This window comes from Gilliamella sp. wkB72, assembly GCF_001693745.1.
GTDB lineage: Bacteria > Pseudomonadota > Gammaproteobacteria > Enterobacterales > Orbaceae > Gilliamella > Gilliamella apicola_E.
The window spans coordinates 125,826-150,006 of the sequence record NZ_LZEI01000012.1 but is presented as its reverse complement, the minus strand read 5'-3'; the positions used below and the strand labels follow the sequence as shown (position 1 = coordinate 150,006).

25 protein-coding genes are annotated in these 24,181 nt (G+C 35.1%); 10 read left to right on the top strand and 15 right to left on the bottom strand.

Going from position 1 to position 24,181, the window contains the following annotated elements:
- Positions 1 to 6: 6 nt before the first annotated feature.
- Positions 7 to 1,317, bottom strand: a complete 1,311-nt coding sequence (locus A9G07_RS07855; RefSeq protein WP_065734715.1) for an enolase C-terminal domain-like protein — start codon at positions 1,315 to 1,317, stop codon at positions 7 to 9.
- 336 nt (positions 1,318 to 1,653) lie between these two features.
- Here A9G07_RS07855 and A9G07_RS07850 point away from each other — a divergent pair, with 336 nt between their 5' ends.
- The 3 genes from A9G07_RS07850 to A9G07_RS07840 are packed head-to-tail and all read left to right on the top strand — an operon-like array spanning position 1,654 to position 5,088.
- Positions 1,654 to 2,898 carry an oligosaccharide MFS transporter gene (locus tag A9G07_RS07850; protein WP_065563662.1) on the top strand — a complete coding sequence of 415 codons (1,245 nt, stop codon included), beginning with the start codon at positions 1,654 to 1,656 and terminating at the stop codon, positions 2,896 to 2,898.
- A gap of 58 nt (positions 2,899 to 2,956) precedes the next feature.
- Complete coding sequence (locus A9G07_RS07845; RefSeq protein ID WP_065734714.1) at positions 2,957 to 4,075, top strand: glycoside hydrolase family 172 protein; 1,119 nt, start codon at positions 2,957 to 2,959, stop codon at positions 4,073 to 4,075.
- Between the two features lie 14 nt (positions 4,076 to 4,089).
- Positions 4,090 to 5,088, top strand: coding sequence for a LacI family DNA-binding transcriptional regulator (locus tag A9G07_RS07840; RefSeq protein ID WP_065734713.1), 999 nt, complete (start codon positions 4,090 to 4,092; stop codon positions 5,086 to 5,088).
- 14 nt (positions 5,089 to 5,102) lie between these two features.
- Here the strand turns inward: A9G07_RS07840 and smpB are convergent, their stop codons facing one another.
- A complete protein-coding gene (gene smpB, locus A9G07_RS07835) occupies positions 5,103 to 5,585 on the bottom strand; it encodes an SsrA-binding protein SmpB (protein WP_065563659.1) in 483 nt (160 codons plus the stop codon).
- A gap of 68 nt (positions 5,586 to 5,653) precedes the next feature.
- Here smpB and A9G07_RS07830 point away from each other — a divergent pair, with 68 nt between their 5' ends.
- From A9G07_RS07830 to A9G07_RS07810, 5 genes are read left to right on the top strand one after another with little or no spacing between them, the layout of a single operon-like run.
- On the top strand, positions 5,654 to 6,082 hold the full coding sequence (locus A9G07_RS07830) for a type II toxin-antitoxin system RatA family toxin (protein ID WP_065734712.1): 429 nt from the start codon (positions 5,654 to 5,656) through the stop codon (positions 6,080 to 6,082).
- Positions 6,048 to 6,356: an RnfH family protein gene (locus A9G07_RS07825; RefSeq protein ID WP_081299573.1), complete on the top strand. Its 309-nt coding sequence runs from the start codon at positions 6,048 to 6,050 to the stop codon at positions 6,354 to 6,356. Before A9G07_RS07830 ends, A9G07_RS07825 begins: the two co-directional genes overlap by 35 nt.
- 27 nt (positions 6,357 to 6,383) lie before the next feature.
- Positions 6,384 to 6,818 (top strand): zinc uptake transcriptional repressor Zur, encoded by a 435-nt coding sequence (gene zur, locus A9G07_RS07820; RefSeq protein ID WP_065734711.1) that lies wholly within the window; start codon positions 6,384 to 6,386, stop codon positions 6,816 to 6,818.
- Positions 6,806 to 7,162, top strand: a complete 357-nt coding sequence (locus A9G07_RS07815; protein ID WP_065734710.1) for an EamA family transporter — start codon at positions 6,806 to 6,808, stop codon at positions 7,160 to 7,162. The genes zur and A9G07_RS07815 overlap by 13 nt, the downstream gene beginning before the upstream one ends.
- Positions 7,162 to 7,551, top strand: coding sequence for a DMT family transporter (locus tag A9G07_RS07810; protein ID WP_065563654.1), 390 nt, complete (start codon positions 7,162 to 7,164; stop codon positions 7,549 to 7,551). The genes A9G07_RS07815 and A9G07_RS07810 overlap by 1 nt, the downstream gene beginning before the upstream one ends.
- 78 nt (positions 7,552 to 7,629) lie before the next feature.
- On the opposite strand, the gene A9G07_RS07805 is transcribed toward A9G07_RS07810, so the two are convergent.
- The 6 genes from A9G07_RS07805 to A9G07_RS07780 form a co-directional block, all read right to left on the bottom strand.
- Positions 7,630 to 7,854, bottom strand: coding sequence for a DUF4177 domain-containing protein (locus tag A9G07_RS07805; RefSeq protein WP_065563653.1), 225 nt, complete (start codon positions 7,852 to 7,854; stop codon positions 7,630 to 7,632).
- Positions 7,855 to 7,895: 41 nt separating this feature from the next.
- A complete protein-coding gene (mutT, locus tag A9G07_RS07800; protein WP_065563652.1) occupies positions 7,896 to 8,300 on the bottom strand; it encodes an 8-oxo-dGTP diphosphatase MutT in 405 nt (134 codons plus the stop codon).
- Between the two features lie 113 nt (positions 8,301 to 8,413).
- Complete coding sequence (gene secA, locus A9G07_RS07795) at positions 8,414 to 11,137, bottom strand: preprotein translocase subunit SecA (protein ID WP_065734709.1); 2,724 nt, start codon at positions 11,135 to 11,137, stop codon at positions 8,414 to 8,416.
- A gap of 85 nt (positions 11,138 to 11,222) precedes the next feature.
- On the bottom strand, positions 11,223 to 11,567 hold the full coding sequence (locus tag A9G07_RS07790) for a hypothetical protein (protein ID WP_065734708.1): 345 nt from the start codon (positions 11,565 to 11,567) through the stop codon (positions 11,223 to 11,225).
- A 132-nt stretch (positions 11,568 to 11,699) separates the two neighbouring features.
- Complete coding sequence (locus A9G07_RS07785) at positions 11,700 to 13,256, bottom strand: multicopper oxidase family protein (protein WP_065734707.1); 1,557 nt, start codon at positions 13,254 to 13,256, stop codon at positions 11,700 to 11,702.
- 119 nt (positions 13,257 to 13,375) lie between these two features.
- The gene (locus tag A9G07_RS07780; RefSeq protein WP_065734706.1) at positions 13,376 to 13,741 is read right to left on the bottom strand and encodes a hypothetical protein; all 366 of its coding nucleotides are present in this window, start codon (positions 13,739 to 13,741) and stop codon (positions 13,376 to 13,378) included.
- Between the two features lie 187 nt (positions 13,742 to 13,928).
- Between A9G07_RS07780 and A9G07_RS07775 the strand changes: the two genes are divergently transcribed.
- Entirely contained in the window at positions 13,929 to 15,044 is a 1,116-nt protein-coding gene (locus tag A9G07_RS07775; protein ID WP_081303383.1) for an MJ1255/VC2487 family glycosyltransferase, read from the top strand.
- Between the two features lie 10 nt (positions 15,045 to 15,054).
- Complete coding sequence (gene folA, locus A9G07_RS07770; protein ID WP_065734705.1) at positions 15,055 to 15,561, top strand: type 3 dihydrofolate reductase; 507 nt, start codon at positions 15,055 to 15,057, stop codon at positions 15,559 to 15,561.
- A 40-nt stretch (positions 15,562 to 15,601) separates the two neighbouring features.
- Here folA and relA read toward each other — a convergent pair whose 3' ends face one another.
- The 7 genes from relA to galE all read right to left on the bottom strand — a co-directional run bounded on the left by relA (position 15,602) and on the right by galE (position 24,170).
- Positions 15,602 to 17,860, bottom strand: coding sequence for a GTP diphosphokinase (relA, locus tag A9G07_RS07765; RefSeq protein ID WP_065563647.1), 2,259 nt, complete (start codon positions 17,858 to 17,860; stop codon positions 15,602 to 15,604).
- A gap of 5 nt (positions 17,861 to 17,865) precedes the next feature.
- Positions 17,866 to 19,191 carry a 23S rRNA (uracil(1939)-C(5))-methyltransferase RlmD gene (gene rlmD, locus A9G07_RS07760; RefSeq protein WP_065734704.1) on the bottom strand — a complete coding sequence of 442 codons (1,326 nt, stop codon included), beginning with the start codon at positions 19,189 to 19,191 and terminating at the stop codon, positions 17,866 to 17,868.
- A 15-nt stretch (positions 19,192 to 19,206) separates the two neighbouring features.
- Positions 19,207 to 19,695, bottom strand: a complete 489-nt coding sequence (gene coaD, locus A9G07_RS07755; RefSeq protein WP_065734703.1) for a pantetheine-phosphate adenylyltransferase — start codon at positions 19,693 to 19,695, stop codon at positions 19,207 to 19,209.
- 214 nt (positions 19,696 to 19,909) lie between these two features.
- Positions 19,910 to 20,905, bottom strand: a complete 996-nt coding sequence (galM, locus tag A9G07_RS07750) for a galactose-1-epimerase (RefSeq protein ID WP_065734702.1) — start codon at positions 20,903 to 20,905, stop codon at positions 19,910 to 19,912.
- The gene (gene galK / locus A9G07_RS07745) at positions 20,896 to 22,053 is read right to left on the bottom strand and encodes a galactokinase (protein ID WP_065734701.1); all 1,158 of its coding nucleotides are present in this window, start codon (positions 22,051 to 22,053) and stop codon (positions 20,896 to 20,898) included. The genes galM and galK overlap by 10 nt, the downstream gene beginning before the upstream one ends.
- A complete protein-coding gene (galT, locus tag A9G07_RS07740; protein WP_065734700.1) occupies positions 22,054 to 23,103 on the bottom strand; it encodes a galactose-1-phosphate uridylyltransferase in 1,050 nt (349 codons plus the stop codon). It abuts the gene before it with no gap.
- Between the two features lie 50 nt (positions 23,104 to 23,153).
- Entirely contained in the window at positions 23,154 to 24,170 is a 1,017-nt protein-coding gene (gene galE / locus A9G07_RS07735) for a UDP-glucose 4-epimerase GalE (RefSeq protein WP_065563641.1), read from the bottom strand.
- Positions 24,171 to 24,181: the final 11 nt, after the last annotated feature.

Below are 24,181 nucleotides of genomic sequence, written 5' to 3'. Positions count from 1 at the left end.
ACAACATTAATTCTTTACCCATTCTTTTCCGTTAGGGTAAACAAATTGCTCAATTGATTCTTGTTTCATTGTTACGCTATATCCTGCTTGTTTTGGTGGCATATAACGTCCTTTCTTAATTACAATAGGCTCTAAGAAATTTTCATGTAGATGATCAACATATTCAAGAACACGGTTTTCTAATGATGCTGAAACCGCAATATAATCAAAAAGAACAATATTTTGGCTATATTGACAAAGACCAACACCACCGCCATGAGGGCAAACAGGGATATTATATTTAGCAGCCATCAGAATTACGGCAAGAACTTCATTTAATCCTCCTAATCGAGCTGGATCAAGTTGGCAAAAATCTAGACTTTTAGCTTGGAACATTTGTTTAAACATTACTCTGTTGTGAGCATGTTCTCCCGTGGCAACACCAATCGGATGGATTCTTTCCCTAATCGTTGCATGACCTAAAATATCATCAGGGCTTGTTGGTTCTTCTATCCACAAAGGATCAAATAAGGCAAGTTTTCGCATATTTTGTACAGCTTCATCAACACTCCATATTTGGTTTGCATCCATCATTAATTTGCGATCCCATCCTAATTCTTCTCTTAGAATTGTAGCTCGGCGCATATCTTGCTCAATATCTGCACCAACTTTTTGTTTTAAGTGTGTCCATCCTTCTTCAACAGCTTTTCTTGCTAACATCCGCATTTTTTCTTCCGAATACCCTAACCAACCGGCTGCAGTTGTATAACCAGGAAAACCAACCTCTAACATCTCTTTTTCTCTCTGAGATTTTGTAGATTCTACTTTTCTCAGTAATGTTATTGCTTCTTCAGGGGTTAAAACATCTGTCAAATAAGTAAAATCTATACATTTGACAAGCTCTTCTGGTGACATATCAACCAACATTTTCCATATAGGTTTTCCTTCTTTTTTCGCCCATAAATCCCAGATAGCATTGATAATTGCAGCTGTTGCCAGGTGAATGACACCTTTTTCAGGTCCAACCCATCGCAGTTGACAATCACCTGCCACAAGTTCGTGCCAATAAGCGCCAAAATTTTCCGTAATATCCTCAAGATATCGATCTTTAACAAATAAAGCAGATAAAGATTTTACAGCTTCAACACACAATTCATTGCCTCTTCCAATAGTAAAAGTAAGACCATTGCCTTGGATATTGTCTGGTGAATCTGTTATCAAAGTTACATATGTTGCAGAATAATCTGATATAGCATTCATTGCATCGGAACCATCTAAATTTTTAGATGTTGGGAATCTAATATCTCTCACCATAATGTCTACAATTTTTGTTTTCATTTTTTTGTCCTCATTTACCTTTAAATAAAACATTGCCTTTTTATACAATAGTAATAAATTTCTAATTTACAGATAGTTATCATCTATTAGCATTGTTGAAAATAATTTTATCAATAACAATTAACATTAATGTTATAAAAAATGAGGTTTTGTGTTTGGCTTAATATTTTTCTGTTTTTTATTTGTTTTTAATCTTTAATGCCATTTCTTATTGAACATCATCATTACCTATTAAAATAATTTTGATGTAGATCACATTTATCTAATAAAGCCGTTAAAGCTAAATTTTTAGCTATTCATACTTAAAACAGTGCTTAACTCTTTATAGGATAAATTATGACAAGTGCATTTTATAAAAAACCAACTTATTGGTTTGCTTCGTTTTATAGCATTATGTATTACGCGGCGGGTAGTTTTGTTTTTTCTTTTTATGCAATATGGCTTAGTAAAGAGATTGGTTTAACAGCAAAACAGACGGGTATTATCTATTCTTTTAACTATTTTATTTCGTTAATTATCATGATTATTTATGGTGTTTATCAAGATAAATTAGTCTTAAAAAAACATCTAATTTGGTTTCAAAGTGTCATCATAACATGTGCTGCACCTGCATTAATCTATGTTTACGAGCCACTTTTAAGACATAATTTTTATGTAGGTGTTATCTTTGGCAGTTTCTTCTTAGGTTTTGGTTGGGTTGCCGGTATGGGCTTGATCGATTCTTACTGTGAAAAAATCAGCCGTGCTTTCGATTTTGAATTTGGACAATGCCGGACTTGGGGTTGTATTGCTTATGCAGTGGGTACCTTTATCGCTGGTATTTTAATTAGTATCAATCCTCATCTTAACTTTTGGGCTGCTTCAGTGGTCGGTATCTGTTTTATGATACTCAATCTGAATTTCAAACCAGATTTAAGTAAATCATCGGCAGCAGTATTTCAGAAGAAAGATAAACTAAGTTTTAATGAAATTGTTTCAGTCTTTGGACTGAAAAAGTTTTGGATATTTGTTGTTTATGTACTTGGTACTTATAGCTTGTACAACATTTATGACCAACAATTATTCCCTGTCTTTTTTACTCAGCAATTTACCGATGTAAATGATGGTTATCGTTTATATGGTATTTTAAATTCATTTCAAGTCTTTTTAGAAGCCGCTGTTATGTTTTGTGTGCCATTCGTGGTTAACAAAGTTGGTGCAAAAAATGCATTAATCTTTGCTGCATTCATATCTGCAACTCGAATATTTTTAACTGGCCATGTGGAAAGTATTGCAATTATTTCCGTAATAAAACTTATGCACTGTTTAGAGATCTCAACTATTTTAGTCTCAGTGTTTAAATATATTGATAACAATTTCAATGCTCGCTTGTCAGCTACAGTGTTTTTGATTGGCTATCAAGTAGCCGGTTCAGTAGGCGTAATATTATTTTCTACCTTTGTCGGTAATTTTTATGACACTGAAGGTGCTGCGACTACGTTTAATTATTTAGGCTTAGTTGTTTTAGGCTTCATGATATTTGCTATGGCCTTCTTAAGTCGTGATAGAAAGTCAGACAAAATTGAAAATGAAAGTAATTAAGCAAACGAAATTTATATTTTAATTAATAATATTTGTTAAAACTTATTAAGGACGCAAAATGAATATATTTGATTCAGTAACACAGTTTCACTTCGAACAAACAAGAACTATTTCACCTGAAAATTTGACTGGTGAAAAGGGTAAATCGTGTATGAAAGCTAGTGCTTTAGGTCCATGTAGGAAAGGACAAGGTTTTATATCTATTCCTGCTGGTGAAAAAGTGACTATTGCTGAAATTACCGGCCCAGGGGAAATTCGTCATATGTGGTTTACTTTAACTGATAAAACACATCGTGGAAGCTTTGTATTACGTGATGTTGTGATTCGAATTTATTGGGATGATGAAACTGTTCCTTCAGTGGAAAGTCCTATTGGTGACTTTTTCTGTAATGGTTTTGGTGCGAGATGTGATATTAATTCTATGCCAATAGTGGTTAATCCAACAGGTGGTTTTAATAGTTATTTTAGAATGCCATTTAATAAAAAAGCTAGAGTTGAAATTCACAATGAACATGAAGCTGATTTACAACATTTCTTCTTTGCTATTAATTATGCGTTGATGCCAAAACCATTTGAAAATCCACTTTACTTTCATGCTCAATGGCGTCGTCAACGTGTGACTAATCATGCACAAGATTATGTCATATTAGATAACATTCAAGGTTATGGTTATTATGTAGGTACTTACTTAGCTCTTACAGCTTTAGAGCGTTATTGGTGGGGAGAAGGGGAGTTTAAATTCTATCTTGATGATGATAGCGATTATCCAACACAACATTCAACTGGTTCAGAAGATTACTTTGGTGGCGCTTGGGCATTCCATAACCGTGATAGCCAAGGTCGTCCAAAAGCGAAATGTTTCCAAACAATGTTTATGGGTTATCCATATCAAACAAACCGTGATGCAACACGTGACTTTTTCCAAACTGGAGATTCTAATCCAGTACATGGTTTTGGTGATGATGGTTTGCCTTCACATGGTTTATATCGTTGGCATCTTCCAGATCCAATTGCATTTCACAAAAATATCAAATTAGCGTTTCAACAAATCGGTAATGATGATATAAGACTATATGAACGTTGTGATGATATTGCGAGTGTTGCTTATTGGTATCAAAGTCCATCGGTGAACCACAATCCAGTGTTCCCGAATAAACAACAACGTACTCCACGTTAGTATTAAGGTGATCTATGGCGAGTAATAAACTAAAAATTAATGATATTGCTCGTTTGGCTGGCGTGTCGGCAACGACCGTCAGTCATATATTCAACAAACGAGATAAAAAATATCGTATTTCTCCACAAACTCGGCAAAGAGTCTTATCGATCGCGGAGAAATATAGCGATCAACCCCATATTCGTCAATATTTGGTGAAAGCTAACAGCACCAATACGATTGGTGTTATTGTCCCCGATATGTCAAATTCATTTTTTTCTATGTTTTTGCATCATCTTGAATCATCTTTTCGGCAAAAAAATATCCAATTATTAATTACTTGTAGTCACTATAATAAAGAGGTTGAAATCAAAGTAGCTCAAAACTTAGTAGAGCGAAAAGTTGATGCGATGATTGTTGTAACCTCATTAGACAGTGATAAATTGTATGTAGATATTAATCAAAATACACCGGTACTACTTTTTGACCGTTATCTCAAAGATACCGTATTACCCTTTATTACAAGTGAATCATTACAGTCTGTAAGTGATTTAATTAAGCCTTATGCAAAGAATTTAGACGAATTTTATTTTATTGGTTGTGATATTCAGTTAACTTCGATATGTGCAAGACTTGAGGGTTTCAGGCGTGGCTTAGAAAGTGTGGGATTAACTGTAAAACCAGAATGGATTGTGAGTGATGATTATTCTCCTAATAAAGGTTTTGAATTACTTAAAGGTGTTCATGAAAGGTTAGGCCGAATGCCAAAAGCTATTTTTACACCATCAGGTAATTTATTGGAAGAGGTCTTAGGTTATTTGGTTACAGCTAGAATTGATCCTGAGCAGGTGTATTTGTGTTCTTATGATTACAATAACTATCTTGGCTATTCGTATTATCCGATAGATGCTATTGTACAAGATATCGAAAATATGGCGCTAACTTGTGTAGATGTGGTTGATGATTTGCTAAATTTTAAAGAATTAAAACATCTAGAATTTTTTATTGAGCCACAAATTATACGCCATCGTTAATTTAAACGTTATGATTAGCGATTCGCATTTTTCATTATGCGTGCTTTGTCAACTTGCCATTGGCGTTCTTTAATATCAGTACGTTTGTCGTATTCTTTTTTACCTTTTGCAACGCCAATTTTTACTTTTGCCCATGCATTTTTCCAATACAATGAAAGTGCAACAACAGTGTAACCTTGACGATTTATTTGTCCAAAAAGCGAGTTTAATTCTCGTTCATTTAGCAGTAATTTTCGTGTGCGTATAGGGTCACACACTACATGGGTAGAAGCAACACTCAATGGAGTTATAGTTGCACCAAATAGCCATGCTTCGCCATTTTTAAGTAACACATAGCTGTCACTGATATTCGCTTTGCCAGCTCGCAGTGATTTAACTTCCCAACCTTGTAGGGATAAACCTGCTTCAATTTCCTCTTCAATAAAGTACTCATGACGCGCACGTTTATTTAATGCAATGGTAGCCGAACCGGGCTTATGTGATTTTTTCTTAGTCATAATGTGCGTTATTATAGAGTTACATGATACTATATGCCACTAATTTTAACTTTTAATTTTTTATTATTATGGCACATGTTTTTCATGAAGTGATCGAGCCTTATTCAATCCAACAAATGTTTGCGTTGGTAAATGATATAGCTAGATACCCTGAGTTTGTTCCTGATTGTATCGCAACTGGGATTATTAGCAAACAAGATAATCTTTTAACTGCATTTATTGAGGTTGAAAAATTGGGATTTAAAAAATCTTTTACCACCATAAATCAGATTAATGAGCCTAATTCAATTGATATGGCATTGATAGATGGTCCATTTAAACATTTAAAGGGGCGATGGGAATTTACTAAAATTGATGAGCAAAAAAGTAAAATCAGCTTAAATTTAAACTTTGAGTTTAATAATAAATTAATGAGTGCTGTTTTTACGCCAATATTTAAGGAGGTGATGACCAACATGGTTAATGCATTTTCTCAAAGAGCAAGGCAGATATATTAATATGATAAATATTCAAGTTGTCTATGCGCTACCTAATCAACCTACGATTATTGATTGCGCAGTTGATGAGCAAACTAATGTCTTGCAAGCCATTACAAAATCCAATATCTTATCAATATGTAAAATTCGATTAGATGAACATCTTGTTGGAATTTATGGAAAACGTTGTGAACTGAATGAACAAGTAAAAGACGGCGATCGTATAGAAATATATCGAGCTTTAATCAATGACCCAAAAGAAATTAGAAGAAAAAAAGCGGCATTGAAAAAGTAACAAATAAAGTGAAGGGAACTTAACTGAATGCATAATATGCTGATTGAGAAAATTGAAACTTTATGCAAAAAACGTGGCATTAAGCTGACAACTCAGCGTAAAACCGTTTTAGATATCATGCTTAAAGCGAATAAAGCTATGAGCGCATATGATCTTTTAGATCTCTTAAAAGTTAGTGAGCCACAAGCAAAACCGCCAACGATTTATCGAGCTCTTGAGTTTCTACTTGAGCAAGGTTTCATTCATAAAGTTGAGTCAACCAATTGCTATATCATTTGCCCTCATTTTCAGGATCCTCAGCATATATCAATCTTATTTATTTGTGATAATTGTCAGCAAATTATCGAAAAACATTCTGAGAATATCGAGTCTCAACTTAAACAACTTGCTAGCCAAAGTCAATTCTTAATAAAGCATAGTGTGCTTGAAATTCATGGAATTTGTCACTCATGTCAACCTTAATCTTTTTTTTATGGTTAATTAATATTGCTTGTGACACGGTAGGGCAGATTGCATTCAAATATGCTGCGATTACTTCTAATGATGAGAAGGGTTTAAATTATTGGCAGAAATTATTTGGTAACATGTGGTTATGGTTAGGTTTTGGGGTTTACTTCATCGGTTTTGTATTTTGGTTGGCTTTTTTGAGTGAAGTTTCTTTGTCTAAAAGCATACTATTAGGCTCTTTTAATATTATTACAGTAATGATTGCTGGGCGTGTTTTATTTAAAGAACATTTAACGCCATTTCGTTTGATTGGTATTTTTTTTATAACTCTTGGCGTAGTACTAGTAGGATTAACTTAATGAAAAAGTTCTATATTATTGGTTTTATTTTACTACTTTTTTTTGATACTTTTGGGCAAACCAGCTTTAAACTTACTGCTATTTCAGCGTTGCCATTTGAACCAGATATTGCTTGGTTGTTAAGAGTTTTTAGTCATGGTTGGGCATATTTAGTTATGATTGGGTATGCAGGTGCATTTATAACATGGATGGTATTATTGCAAAAAGCACCAGTTGGTCCAGCTTTTGCTGCTTCTCACCTACAAGTGGTAACAGTAATGATAGTGTCGGTCATTGCTTTTAACGAACAAATTACCATTTCACGATTATTAGGTGCTTTATCTATTATTGTTGGGATTATCTTTCTTGCGTTGGCTGAACAAAGAATACACAATAAATCTTCGAGTTAAATTATTTTAAAGATTTTATAAAATCATTAAATAGCTATTTACGAAGTGATTATTAATTCTAAAATAGAAAACGTGTTTTTATTTCACCTGTCCTCTATCTCGCTCCATCACAATTAGATAGGCTTCACGTTGCCAGAATAAAAATAAGCGACGGATATCTTTTTGCATTGTAATTACGCGCCAGCCTTCTTGGGCAATATTATTTAAAAAAGCGGAAAATTTGTCAGCATTTGAATTAGCTGTACCGAAAACTAATGAAGACAAAGCCCCTTCTTGATAAATGACAACTTTATATTCTTTCATTGTTTTTATAGAGTCTAATTAAAATTAAATAAGGAAATAACTTAGATCTGTTTGTCTAGGTTCTTAAGCATTTCGATAATCGGTCTGTTAGCATCTGGAAATTCATCTGCATTTAGATCTTCCTGATCTATCCAACGGCTTGGTTGTCCTTCTTTTGCAAAAGGAACACCATCCCACTCTTCTACTAGGTAAGCATGAATAGTGATATCACGATCATCATAACTATGTTCAAAAGTTTTTAAAAATTGTGATTGATGAATATGAATATCAACTTCTTCTGCTATTTCACGCTCTAAAGTTTGATAAGGTGTTTCGCCGGCTTCGATTTTTCCCCCAGGAAATTCCCAAAAACCAGCAAGATGAGAGTCTTCACCGCGTTGGGTGATAAAGATTTGGCAATCTTGCGAACGAATGATACCTACAGCAATTTCAGTATGTTTTCTCATGATCCAATTTGTATGTGATTAAAGTTTGGGAAAGCAACTGCTTTCCCATTTGTTTTTTTACCTTAATTGGTTATTTAAACATCAATGATTATTTATCATACTAAATTTTTGATTTAATTAACAGCACCATGACAATGTTTATATTTTTTGCCTGATCCACAAGGACAAGGATCGTTACGTCCAACTTTTGCCTGAGCACGTACAACAGGTTGTTGTGAGTTTGCTGATTGTTCATCATTGCCCATGCCACCCATTGATTCATGATTAGCTTGCTGCTTAGCCATTAATTTTTCGACTTCAGCTTGGCGTTGGCGTTCTGCTTCTTCAACTTCCTCTTGTGAACGAATTTGTACTCGGCTTAATATACCAATTACGTCATATTTCAATGTATCTAACATGCTTGCAAACATGTTGAAAGATTCTCGTTTATATTCTTGTTTAGGATCTTTCTGTGCATAGCCTCGTAAGTGAATACCTTGGCGTAAGTAGTCCATTGCTGCTAAATGTTCTTTCCACAATGTATCAAGTGTTTGCAACATAACACTTTTTTCAAACTGTCTGAAGGCTTCAGAACCCGCAATATTTTCTTTTTCAAGATATTTATTTTGTGCAAGTTGTATAATACGTTCACGTAAAGTTTCTTCATGAAGATTTTGTTCTTCATCAAGCCATTTTGCAATTGGTAAATCTAAATCAAAGTCACTTTTTAATGCTGCTTCAAGTCCAGGAATATCCCACATTTCTTCAATAGATTGTGGTGGAATATATTGATCAATAACAGTGGTAAATACATCTCCATGTATAGAATCAATAGTTTCTTTGATATCTACGTTATCTAATAAATCATTACGTTGGCTATATATAGCTTTACGTTGATCATTTGCAACATCATCATATTCAAGTAATTGTTTACGAATATCGAAATTGCGGCTTTCAACTTTTTTCTGAGCATTAGCAATAGCTTTAGTGATCCATGGATGTTCGATTGCTTCACCTTCTTTCATACCCAATTTACGCATCATGTTACCAACACGCTCTGATGCAAAAATACGCATAAGTGGATCTTCTAATGATAAGTAAAAACGTGAAACACCTGGATCACCTTGACGGCCAGCACGTCCACGTAATTGGTTATCAATACGACGAGATTCATGACGTTCAGTACCTAAAATATAAAGCCCACCAAGTTGAATGACTTCTTCATGTTTAACTTGCCATGCTTGTTTAGCTTTCTGGATATCGTCATCAGTTGGATTTTCTAATTTCGCAACTTCACTTTGCCAATTACCACCAAGCATAATATCGGTACCACGACCTGCCATATTTGTTGCAATAGTTACAGCGCCTTTACTACCTGCATCAGCAATAATTTCAGCTTCTTGAGCATGGAATTTAGCATTAAGTACATTATGTTTAATCCCTGCTTTTTTAAATGCATGAGAGACAAGTTCGGATTTCTCAATTGAAGCAGTACCTACTAAGACTGGCTGTCCTCGTTTGACACAATCTTGCACATCAGCAACGATTGCATTAATTTTCTCTTTTTCTGTCATATAGACAAGATCAGGTAAATCTTTCCTAACCATTGGACGGTTGGTTGGAATAACAATGGTATCTAAGCCATAGATTTGATTAAATTCAAAGGCTTCAGTATCAGCTGTACCGGTCATACCAGCTAATTTTTCGTATAAACGGAAATAATTCTGGAAGGTAATAGAAGCTAACGTTTGATTTTCATTTTGAATTTTTACGTGTTCTTTAGCTTCTACTGCTTGATGTAAACCATCCGACCAACGGCGACCATCCATTGTACGGCCTGTATGTTCATCGACGATAATAATTTCATTATCCCTAACAATATAATCTACGTCACGGTGGAATAAATGATGAGCTCGAAGAGCTGCATTGACATGGTGCATCAACACAATATTACTTGGTGCATAAAGTGATTCATCACCTTTCATAATTCCTTGTTTTATTAATAGTTCTTCAACTTTAATTAAACCTCGTTCAGTAAGATTTACTTGGCGTGATTTTTCATCAATTGAGAAATCTCCATCTCCTTGAAATTGCTCTGAATCTTCTTTTTCTTGTTTAATAAGATGAGGGATGATTTTATCAATACTGATATATTTATCTGAACTATCTTCAGCCTGACCTGAGATAATTAATGGAGTTCTTGCTTCATCTATTAAAATTGAGTCAACCTCATCGACTAAAGCATAGTGTAACGGTCGTTGAACACGTGATTCTTTGTTAAACACCATATTATCGCGTAGATAATCAAATCCATATTCATTATTCGTACCATAAGTGATATCAGCATTATAAGCATCACGTTTTATTTCTGGAGGCATGTTAGGTAAATTGATACCGACTGTTAAGCCCAAAAATTCAAATAGAGGGCGGTTATTTTCTGCATCACGCTGAGCTAAATAATCATTTACAGTTACAACATGTACACCTTTACCGGTTAATGCATTTAAATAGGCAGGTAATGTAGCTGTTAATGTTTTACCTTCACCAGTACGCATCTCGGCAATACAGCGCTCATTAAGCACCATGCCCCCAATGAGTTGGACATCAAAATGGCGCATACCAAATACACGCTTACTTGCTTCACGAACTACTGCAAAAGCTTCTTCTAATATGTCATCTAACTTAGTACCATTTGCAATCTTCTGCTTAAATTCATTGGTTTTTGCTTTAAGTTCATCATCGGTTAGCGCTTCCATAGATGGTTCAAGAGCATTAATATTTTCAACACGTTTACGCATAGATCTTAAAACGCGTTCATTACGGCTACCGAATACTTTTGTTAATAATTTTAATAACATAACTGTTCTCTTATTCTTTTTTTATAATGGGACTAATAAGGAATAAACCTTATTTAATAAATTAATGTAATTATATAAAAACACGTTAAGCAGTAGCTTGAGGACCCGCTCTTATTCCATTATATGGTGATAATCGAATAACGGTATTTGGAGTAACTTCATCATAATTGAGTGAGATAATTTGCTTATCGTAATGCTCTTCTTTTAACAAAGATGAAGTTTGAGATTTTGTTTTTATTGGTGCTTGGTGATCTTGTACTATTGCTGTTATAGCAATAATACCAACCTGTGTGGAAGATGATTGAACTGGTAATGCATTTTCTTCATATAAACCGAACCCAGCAGCGATTACACCTAATAATAAGTGCGATAGGGCTGTTTTGATGATGAGGCGTTTACTAATTTGTTGCCAGTAGTTAATCAAGGTCATAACTATAATATCTTAGCATTTTTTGCCAAAATGAAAAACTATTATTATTTATTAGTAAATGTATTAAATTTTATTATTTTATTTATTAAAAAATACCCACGATCTTTTTTTGAAAGTGGGTAATTTATTTCATTATTCTTTAACCATTAATTGCCCCATCATACCCAGCGTTTCATGCTCTACAATATGACAGTGATACATACGTAGTCCCGGCATATTTTGCTGAATTTTAATAACAAGCGTTTCGTGCGGGCGTAAGTTAGTGGTATCTTTCAAAGCAACAAACTCGGGTGTAGTTTTAGTGCCATTTAATTCACGAGATTGCACAATAAATTGCGCTCCATGTATATGGAAATTGTGATCCATATGTGAGTTATTAACAATTGTCCACTCTTCAACATCGTGAAGTTTACTTTCCAAGTCGATTCGTGACATATCATGCCGTTTGCCATTAATTAAAAATAGCATACCACCTCGAGGCTCACTTTTATCCATTACTTCAGTATATTCAAGTGATTTTTTGGCGACGGCTTCGCCTAAAGTGGGTACTTGTTTTAGATGCGTTGGTAGAACTGTACTGGCCGTTTGAGTTAACTGGAGCTGTGAAAGAATGATGTTTGGTTCCGGCGGTACATTTCCCATTTTGCCACGATCGTAGCCGATGTTTTGCAGATAAAGACTGGCGGTTTTTTTCGGAACGATAACCACTTCAGCCCGTTCTGCCGGAGTAAGTAATAACGGTTTATTGAGTTGATGCGGCTCGGCAATGAAACCGCCGTCGGTAGCAACTAAAAAGACATCACAATCCGGTATTGATAGGTTTAAATATCGGCCAGAACACGCATTCCAGATTCTGACTCTGGTTGCTCCTTCTACTTTTATATTGGGTTGGTAAGCGCCATTGATTAACACAAATTGTCCTTCCCGACCATTCATCCAGTCGGTCATGGAATTTTCGGCGATTTCGCCGTTTTCAGTTAATTTTAAGTCAGAAAAGAACCAATGTTGCTCCGGTAGCGAAGCAAGCGGATCATTTTTACTGCGCACAATAAAGGTACCGGCTAAACCACGAAAGACTTGTTCTGCAACGGTATTATGTCCATGTGGGTGATACCAATAGGTTCCGGCTGTGCCTTCTGGAATGGTAAATTCATAAACTCGGCTGCCACCTGCCGGAATAGCATCTTGCGGGTTGCCGTCTTGATCTGAAGGAATCAGCAAACCATGCCAATGAACGGTTGTTGGCTGTGAGAGATCATTTTTAACGGTTATTTTAACATGATCGCCTTCAAATACTTCGATTTTCGGACCAGGAATCATGCCATTATATGCCCAAAATTCGGTGGTAATTTCCGGTGTTAAGGCTATTTTAACCGGTTTTAAATGTAGCGTTGCTTCAAATACGCCAGCTTGGGTGCTGGTATTTTTTAAATTAGTTAACTCGGGTAAGTTTTTACCGTGTGGTAGCGCTGTAGTCGATAACAGTTTTTGTGGCATGTTGTTATTCATGTTCATATTCATATTCATATTCATATGATCGTGCATGTTGTCCCCCTTATCACAATTATCAGATTTAACATCACAAACCATGTCAGACATTGGTGAATTATCCAATTTGGCTATGGCTTTAGTTGCAATTAAACCACCGACAGCAGCGGTAATATTCATTATAAAATTTCGGCGTTTCATAGTATTCCTATAATTATTTATTACGTTAAACAATAACCTGCATACAACCGTCAAGACTATAAAAAGTGAGATTGTGTTATTGATTTCCAGTACTTATTACTAATATTTAACTGCGTAAATTAGATAAATTTTGGTGGCTTTAACTCAGGAATAAATTCTTTATATTCAGGAATAAATTTAGTAAGTAGATATTGTTCACTATGAATCGGATAATCAAAATTAACAATATAATTAGTTATAATTGTACTGCAAGTGGCACAATGATTAACCGATTTACCAATAAAAGATTTTGTTGATTTAGAAGTCGGCAAATCTGTATTTGCATAATTAAGATTTGCGTTCACCTGAGATATAAAATTTGGTGAATGATGATCTGAACAAGGTTTAGAGATAATTAGAGAAAAATGCCCAATAGAAGAAAAAAGCAAAAATATTGCCAATATAATTAAAATATAAAATTGCTTCTTGTTAATGATTTGCGACATTATTCATCACACAATTAATCTCCTCGAATCCATTTTACTAAAAATAGCAGCAAATTTATACAGTTTTAACTCTTGATATAAAAATTTGATTTTAATACCAAGGAATTAAAGCTGTTCAAACGTTTAATGATAAATATCACTTACTCATTTATTTGTTATAATCATAAAATAAATAAGCCAAATATAAATGGTTCTGGTATCATATTTGCATAAAAATAATATTCTGATTAAAAACGATATGAAAATTCTTTACGGAGTTCAAGGAACAGGAAATGGCCACATCAGTCGTAGTAGAACTTTAGCGAAAGCTTTAAAAAAGGCTGGTGCTGATGTTGATTACATTTTCAGTGGTCGTGATCCTAAAGATTATTTTGATATGCAGGCCTTTGGCAATTATCGAACATTTAGCGGTCTATCTTTTGCAACACTTAATGGAAAAATTAATTATCGAAAAACTATCCAAAAAATTCGCGCCTTTAGGTTAATTAAAGATGTTCGTGATCTCGATTTATCAAAATATGATTGCATTATTAGTGATTTTGAGCCAGTAAGTGCATGGGCTGCACATTATCAAAATCGAGAATGTTTAGGGATTAGTAACCAATCTGTCTGCCATTACCTTAAGCCAAAAGAATACGGCATGATAGCCAATGTTATTATGAAATATTATGCACCTGTTACAAAACCAATTGGTTTACATTGGTTTCACTTTGGCCATAAACTAATTCCACCAATGATTGATTCATTTGAAACTGTACCAACTGAAGATGGTAAAATTGTTGTGTATTTACCTTTTGAAGATTTAAATGAAATTGCAGAATTAGTTACTCAATTTCCACAATATCAATTTTGTTGTTTCCATCCCGATGTAAAACAAGTTACGGAGCGTAAGAATTTATTATTACAACCGTTAAGCCGAGATGATTTTACGCAAGCTTTGCTTAGTTGTTCTGGGATTATTTCAAATACTGGATTTGCATTAATATCTGAAGCGTTATCTTTAGGGAAGAAGATTCTAACTAAGCCAGTAGCAGGTCAATTTGAACAAGTTTATAATGCTCAATGTTTGCAATCTTTGGATATGGCAACGGTGATGGAAAATCTAAATAGCATGAAGCTTAAATATTGGGTTAGCTTGCCTTCTCCCAAACCAGTTGTTTATCCAGATGTGGCGACCGAGTTAGCTAATTGGATTGTTTCAGGTCAAAAAGAATCATTACTATCTTTAAGTCAAAGACTTTGGCAGCAGACTATATTCCCTGACAATGTGAATGAGCGTATAAAATCCTTAGGGTATGTGTAAAGGAACTAATATGATATTAAGTATTATTGTTGCCATGGCGGATAATCAAGTTATTGGGTTAAATAATCAAATGCCGTGGCATATGCCAGCAGATTTAGCATGGTTTAAAAAAAATACATTAAATAAGCCAGTTATTATGGGGCGAAAAACGTTTGAGTCTATTGGTAGACCATTGCCTAATCGCCATAACATTGTCATTAGTCGTCAAGCTGATACTTCAATAAACTCTGATGTTAGCTGGGTTCAATCGGTTGATGAAGCAATATCGTTGCTCAATGAACGGTCGGTTGAAGAGGCATTTTTTATAGGTGGGGGTAATATATATAGTCAGGTATTACCTTTAGTTAATCGTCTTTACTTAACTCATATTGATGCTCAATTACAAGGTGATACGTATTTTCCAGATTATTCTCAAATATCATGGCGACAAATTCACTCAGAACAACATAAAGCTGATGAAAAAAATCAATATGATTATCAATTTGAGATTCTAGAAAAAACGAACCAATCAAAATAAATGAGTTGCCACCTAGAATTAGTGGCAACTTAATCAATAGCTACCCTTGAAACCGTTTTGCCTCAATTACATCTGGAAGCTGTTTAATTTTGTTTAATACTCTTTCTAGTGAATCTTGATCAAAAATTTGCATATCCATATCAATAGTCGCAATTTGTTGTTTCATTTCAATTCGGCTTGAGACACCTAAAACATTTACTTTCTCGTTAGCCAATATAGTGGTGATATCTCGCAATAAACCACTCCTGTCGTTAGCTATGATTCTAACAACCATTGTATAACTTGAATTGTGATTGCCACTCCATATAGCGCTAGTAATGCGCTCTGGAGCATGATTTTTTAACTCTTGCAATTGTTCACAGTCAGCTCGATGAATAGAAATACCTCGTCCTTGTGTCACAAAGCCAACAATCGGATCGCCAGGAATAGGTCGACAGCAATTAGCAATGGTGTAAAGTAAATTGTCGACACCTTCAATAATAATTTCACCACCTTTTATAGCGGTCGATTTTCCTGTATTTTTAGCTTGAGATGTTGATTTTTGGGTAATTTGTTTTAGAACAGCTTCATCTTCTTCTTCTGCTGTCGGTTTATTAAATTGGGCATTAATGAAGTTAACAAGTTGATTAATCCTAACATCACCACTACCTATCCCAGCAAGTACCTCATCAAAAGAGTGGGCATTGTATTTACTAATAAGAATTTTTTCGACACTTTTTAAGCTAATATTTAATGGCTCTAGCTCGTTTTCTAAAATTTGTTGTCCGGCAGCAATATTTTTATCTCTATCTTGCTTTTTGAACCAAGCTTGTATTTTTGCTCGAGCGCGACTGCTATTAACAAATCCCGTATTAGGATTTAACCAGTCACGACTTGGATTTGGTTGTTTCTGAGTAATAATTTCAACTTGATCGCCAGTTTTCAAAATATAAGTGAACGGAACTATACGACCACCCACTTTGGCGCCAATACAACGATGTCCAACATCACTATGAATATGATATGCAAAATCTAAAGGGGTTGAACCAGTTGGTAAATCGACTACATCACCTTTAGGCGTAAATACATAAACCCGGTCATCAAAAATTTGGCTACGGACGGTTTCTTGAATTTCGCCACTTTCGGACATTTCTTGTTGCCATGTTAATAACTTACGCAACCAAGAAATTCGTTGATCGTAAGCTGTCATCTTATCCGTACTGCCTTCTTTATATTTCCAGTGTGCGGCTACACCTAATTCAGCATCATTGTGCATTTGTTCAGTACGGATTTGAATTTCAATAGTTTTATCTTGTGGACCATAAACAACCGTATGGATCGATTGATAACCATTGGGTTTGGGGTTAGCCACATAGTCATCAAATTCTTTAGCTATATGTTTATAATGGCTATGCACAATACCTAATGCATTGTAGCAATCTTCAATTCGGTCACAAATTATACGCACAGCTCGAATATCATATAATTCTTCAAATTGTAGATGTTTGCGTTCCATTTTTCGCCATATACTATAGATATGTTTTGGACGACCATAAACTTCAGCACGAATATGATCTTTATTCATCATATCCTGTAAATTCTTAACAAATTGATTAATGTATGATTCACGATCCAATCGTTTTTCATGTAACTTATGAGCAATGAAACGATATTGATCTGGATGTAAATAACGGAAACAAAAATCTTCAAGTTCCCATTTTAATTGCCCAATTCCTAATCGATTGGCTAGAGGAGCATAGATATTAAAGCACTCTTTAGCTGCAAGGACTTGATCTTCTTTTGGGGCATTCATTAGATTACGTAAATAAGTAATACGCTCTGCTAATTTTATTACCACACTACGGAAATCATTTACCATAGCCAATAACATACGACGAATACTGTCAATTTGCTCAGTAGTTGCATGTCCATTACGGATGGCTCGTAGTTGCCTGATATCCTTCATTTTGATAACACTGGAAAGGATGTGAATAATGTCGCGATCGAAATTTTCAGGCAGATCTTCACGGCGGATAATTTTAGTATCAAGGAATGGCAGTAAAAGGGCTGTACATAAACTGTTAATGTCCATGTTCAAGGTTGATAAAATCTCAACCATCTCAATTGCATTTTGGAAGCAGTAGGTTTGTTCAGGCGCACCAGCACTGTGTTCAAAACAAAAATCCCAGATATCCTTAAACTTTTGATAGGATTCAAAATTGGTTAATAAAAGTTCATGTTTAGCCCATTGTTCAACATCAAACTGTGTTAGAGTATAATGCTCGTCATTTTGTTGATGGGCGCCTCTAATTGATACCATAATTATTACCCTGATCTGGTTAACATCAACATTGATTCAATATGCTTAGTTTGTGGAAACATATCCAAAATAGCAATCTTTGCAATATTGTATCCTTCCTCAATAAAGAGTTTGCAGTCCCTAGCTAATGTAGCAGGATTACATGAAATATAAACTATTTTTGATGGTGATAATTTAACAATTTCTGCTGTAGCATTATAAGCGCCTGCTCTTGCAGGATCTAATAATACTTTGTCATATACTGTTTGATTCCATATCGAAAATTGTTGTTTATCTTCTAAATTACAGGTAAAAAATTGGGTTTTAGCCTGAATTTTATCTTGATTTAAGTTGGCATTAAGTTTAGCTTTTTCGACTAATTCCTCTACGCCTTCAACACCGGTAATAGATTGGCAATATTTTGCTATAGGTAATGAAAAGTTGCCCATGCCGCAAAATAGGTCAAGTATTTTGTCATTTGATGATATATCTAACCATTCAAGTGCTTTATTTACCATCTTTTGATTAATCTGGTTATTTACTTGAATAAAATCGAGTGGGCTAAAGCTTAGTTTTAATTGATCGATAAGGTAGTAATGTTCTTTATTGCCAAAAACATGAACCAGATTATCACCATGTAAATAGAGTGATATGTTATGAATTTCAGCAAACTGTTTTAATAAATGACTATCTTGCTCAGTCAATAGCTCAGTATGCCTTAACACTATAATTATTCCACTATCAACTGCAATTAATTCAATATGGCCAAGTGCTTTTTTCTGTTTGATTTGTCTTAAGCAAGATTGTAATGGAATGAGTAAATCATCTAGTTGTTCAACTAATACTGGGCAGTGGTCAATATTTATAATTTTGTTCGATTCGGATTGCCTGAAACCAATAAGTAATTCACCTTTGAAGAAATTAATTGATAACCGAGCACGTCTACGATAATGATAGGGTTGATCAGCAATGATATTAGGTGTGTTATCTTCCAACAAAGCCCCAGTTTCTTTTTGTATTAGCTTAATTAGTGCTTCATATTTTGCTTGTTGTTGTAGATCTGGCGAAATATGTTGTAATTCACAGCCACCGCATTGGGTAAAATACTTACATTGTGGTTTAACCCGATATTGACTGTAATTATGGTACTTTATTACTTTGGCTTTAGCGTAATTTTTTTTATCTTCGGTTAATTGAATATCGACGGTCTCGTCCGGCAAGGCTGATTTAATAAAGATTGTTTTACCTTTATGATTTGCTAACCCTTGTCCAAAGGCATCTAATTTTGTAACTGTAACTGTCAGTTTTTGAGAGGCTAGTTTTTTTTTCGGAGGAGTATAAAAATTGACCATATTAATAAATCGATATTATGTTAACCGTTTCAATAACTCTGTTTTAACATGCAAGGGTACTAAATTGGATATATCACCACCATGGTAAGCAACGTCTTTAACGATGGTAGATGAAATAAATCCCATTGCAATTGAAGGCATTAAAAAGATGGTGTCTAAATCTGGTTTTAATGCTCGATTCATTTCTGCGAGTTGTCTTTCATATTCAAAATCATGAGTTGTTCTCACACCTCTAACAATAACTGTTGCTCCGTGTTTCTGGGCAAAGTCAGCCATAAGATTATCAAAGCCAATCACTTCAACATTCAGTAAATGTTCCACTGGTGTTGAGGCTAAGTTAACTCTTTCTTCTAAAGTAAATAGCGTTTTTTTATTAGGGCTTTCCGCTATTGCGACAATCAAACGAGGAAAAAGTTGGGATGCACGGGTAATTAGATCAATGTGACCATTAGTAATTGGATCGAATGTTCCCGGAAAAATAGCCGTGAGATTTTTACTTTTCATTTATCTTATCCATTAGCGAATAGGATAATATGATACCTAATTTTGACTTGGATTGTTAGTTTAACCGTACAAAATCTTCGTTTTTTATGTTCAAAAACCCCGTTCCTCAACTTTTTTTATTATCATAAATCTATTTGAGGTATGGTTAAACTTGTAGAATTTTTATTATTGATGAAGTTATTTATTTTTCATCAATAATAAAAAGAGAAATTTATCAGCTTATAAAAAACTGATAGGTAATTTGGTGATGGTAAGTTTGTCCCGGTTCTAAGAAGCAGCTTGGTTGTGGCCATGTTAGATGATGAGGGCTATCGGGTAAAAACTGAGCTTCTAATGCTACTCCTGCAAAATTAGCATATTTACCATTGTGACGATTTGGTGTGTTGGCTAAAAAGTTACCAGTATAGACTTGTAGGGCAGGATAAGACGTTGTTACGTCCATTGTCACTTTTTTGTCTGATGATACAAGTTGAGCTGCAACTGGTTTTGATTTATCTAATAAGTAAGCGTGGTCATAACCGCCTGTAATTTTTCGTGCTGGGCTAGTTAGCAAATTATCGGATAGAACTCGTAACTGTCTTAAATCCATATCGTCTTGAGTAACATCAAGCAAATCATTGCATGGAATACCATTGGCATCGACAGGTAAGTAATAGTTAGCATTTACTTTTAAACTGTGTGCAAGTATATCATTAGTTTCACCATCTAAATTAAAATAGGCATGGTTAGTTAAGTTAACTGGCGTACATTTGGTTGTGCTCGCATTATATTCGACGATGACTTGATTATCGTCAGTTAATGTATAACTAGCGGTAACTTTAAGTTCGCCAGGAAAGCCTTGGTCACCATCTGGAGAAATTAATCCAAATGTAACTTGTTGTTCCGATTGTGATTCAATTTTCCATATTTTTTTATCAAAGCCTGATTTGCCACCATGTAACTGATTAACGCCTTGATTGGCAATAAGCTGATAATGTTTTCCTGCTATATCTATTTCAGCATTTGCAATGCGATTGGCATATCGTCCAACAGTAGCGCCTAAATATGCATCTTGTTGTTCGTATTGTTCGAATGATTGGCAACCAAGTATTAGTTCTCGGTTTTCTCCTTCAACTTGCATGGTACAAGAAAGCCAAGTTGCGCCCCAATTGGACAATTTAATTTTCATGCCTTGGCTATTTTTAAGGGTGATAATTTGTTTTACAGACATAATTTATGAGCCCCTTCACTTGGCTGACAGATATAAAAATCTTCCTTAATATTAAATTTCTTATGATAGTTTTGGCTAACCACATCTTTTACCTCATCAACTTTGTTCTTAGGAACTAAGGCAACAACACAACCACCAAAACCACCACCCGTCATCCGTACCCCACCTTCATTTCCAATAACGTCTTGTATAATTTTAACTAGGTAGTCTATTGCAGGTACTGTGATTTCAAAATCATCGCGCATCGAATTGTGGCTTTCAGCCATTAATTTTGAGAGTAATGGATAATCTTCATTAGCAAGCGCATAAGCGGCTTTAAGTGTACGTTCATTTTCGGTAATGACATGATGAGCACGTTTAAATACTAGCGGATCGAGTGAGGATTTGATCTGTAGTAAATCAACCAATGATGCATCACGAAGGGCATTTACACCTAGCGCTTTGGCTGCGGCTTCGCATTGCTTACGACGAGTATTATATTCGCTATCAACTAATCCACGTTTAATGTTGGAATTAATGATTACAACTGCTAGATCTTTGGGGATAGAAATAGGTAATGCTTCTAATGATCGGCAATCAATTAATAAAGCATGTTGTGCTTGGCCAAGCGCGGATATTAATTGATCCATTATGCCACAGTTGCAACCAACATATTTGTTTTCTGCTTCTTGACCGATTAAGGCTATTTTTTTGCCATCAAAAGGTAAATCGTAAAGCACCTGAAACATTTTACCAATTGCAACTTCAAGTGAAGCGGATGAACTTAATCCTGCACCTTGTGGCACGTTACCACTGATAGCTAAATCAACACCTCTAATATCTTCTGAATATTTTACGATATACTGAATTACACCTCGGACATAATTCGCCCATTGGTAATTTGGATGTTTTTCAATTGAAGGATTAAGTAAAAATTGATCCTGTTCATTATTATAATCAACCGCTATTACCCTAACTAAGTTGTCAGAACGTTTGTGACAGCTAATTACAGTTTCATAATTGATGGCACAAGGTAATACAAAACCATCATTGTAATCTGTGTGCTCGCCTATCAGGTTTACTCTGCCCGGTGCTTGTACAATGGTATCGGGTTTATAACCAAATTGATCCTCAAATGCTTGCGCGGTTTTATTGATTAATGCTTTCATTTATTTATCCTTCTTATCTTTATAATGCATATCACTAACGTTGCGCAGTCTTTCGGCTGCTTGCTCTGGCGTTAAATCTCTTTGCACTTCAGCTAACATTTCATAACCTACCATGAATTTTTTTACGGTAGCTGAACGTAATAGCGGAGGATAAAAATGGGCGTGTACTTGCCAATAATCAGTATTTCCTTCCACAAACGGTGCACCATGCCATCCCATAGAGTAGGGGAAAGAGCAATTGAATAAATTATCATAATGACAGGTCAGTTTTTTTAATGCTAAGGCCAAATCTTTTTGCTCAGATTGGTTAAGCATTGTTAATCTAGCAATATGTTTCTTTGGCAATAGTAGGGTTTCAAATGGCCAAATAGCCCAAAAAGGAACGACGGCTAACCAATGTTCTGTTTCTACCACAATGCGTTCTTTATTGGTCAACTCTTTTTCTACATAGTCTACTAATAAATTTCGTCCATTTTTTTGAAAATAGTTGCGCATATTGAGATCTTCTCGCGCTATTTCATTAGGGATAAAACTATTAGCCCAAACTTGTCCGTGCGGATGAGGGTTTGAACAGCCCATTGCTGCCCCTTTGTTTTCAAAAACTTGTACCCAAGGGTATTTTTTTCCTAGCTCTTGTTGCTGGGTGATCCAAGTTTTTATCACCGTTTCAATTGCAGGTAAATCAAGTTCAGGTAGAGTTTTACTGTGATCTGGTGAAAAACAGATAACTCGGCTTGTTCCTCTGGCACTTTGGATTTGAAATAGAGGATCGTTACTATCGGGTGAATTAGGCGTATCTTCCATTAATGCAGCAAAATCATTCGTGAAAACGTACGTTCCAGTGTAGTTAGGATTTATATCGCCAGTGACACGTTTATTGCCCGGACATAAATAACAATTAGGATCATAATGGGGTTTCTGTTCTTCATTTAAGGTTTCTTGTTGACCTTGCCAAGGGCGTTTTGCTCTGTGGGGCGAAACTAACACCCATTGTGCGGTCAATGGGTTATATCGGCGATGAGGATGATCAACTGGGTTAAAAATATCCATATTTGCCTCTTTAATTATAGTTTTACTGCAATTTTGATGTAAACATTTCTCTAATCAGGATAACCTTGCGGATTCTTTGATTGCCAATTCCATGAATCTTTTACCATATCATCAAGGGTTAACTTTGTTTTCCAACCTAATTGTTGTTCAGCTTTTTTAGCGTCAGCCCAAAATGCAGGTAGATCACCGGCTCGCCTTGGTGCGAAATGCCAATTAAGTGATTTTCCTGATGCCTTTTCAAAGGCTTTAATCACTTGCAGTACACTGAAGCCTACACCAGAACCTAAATTATAGATATGAACTCCAGCTTTATTTCTATCAGTTTTAAGTGCTGCAATATGACCATCTGCTAAATCCACAACGTGAATAAAGTCACGCACACATGTGCCATCAACTGTTGGGTAATCATTACCAAATACTGATAGCGATTCTCGTTTGCCTATTGCAACTTGGGTAATGAAAGGCATCAGATTATTGGGCACACCAAGCGGATCTTCTCCCATTAAACCGCTAGGATGAGCACCTACAGGATTGAAATATCGCAGTAAAGTTAAGGACCAATCAGGTTCAGCAATAGCTAAATCCATCATACATTGTTCAACCATAAGCTTACTTTTTCCATACGGGCTAGTTGGTAAACCTTGTGGTAATGTTTCGACGTAAGGAACTGGCGCTAGCTCACCATATACGGTAGCTGAAGAACTAAAGACTAATTGTTTAACGCCAGCATCACGCATTGCTTTCATTAAAACAATACTGCCATAAACATTATTTTCATAGTATTCAAGTGGTTTATATACTGATTCACCAACGGCTTTCAATCCTGCAAAATGAATAACAGCTTTAATATCGTGTTCTTTAAAAATTCTTGCAAGCAAATTTCCATCACAAACATCACCATGATAGAAGTCGACTGATTTTCCTGTGATGGTTTTTATTCTTTCTAATACTGAGGCTTTACTATTAAATAAATTATCAATAATAATAGGAGTATAGCCAGCAAGAATTAATTGAACACAAGTGTGACTGCCTATATACCCACAACCACCTGTTACTAATATTTTCATTTTGATACCTT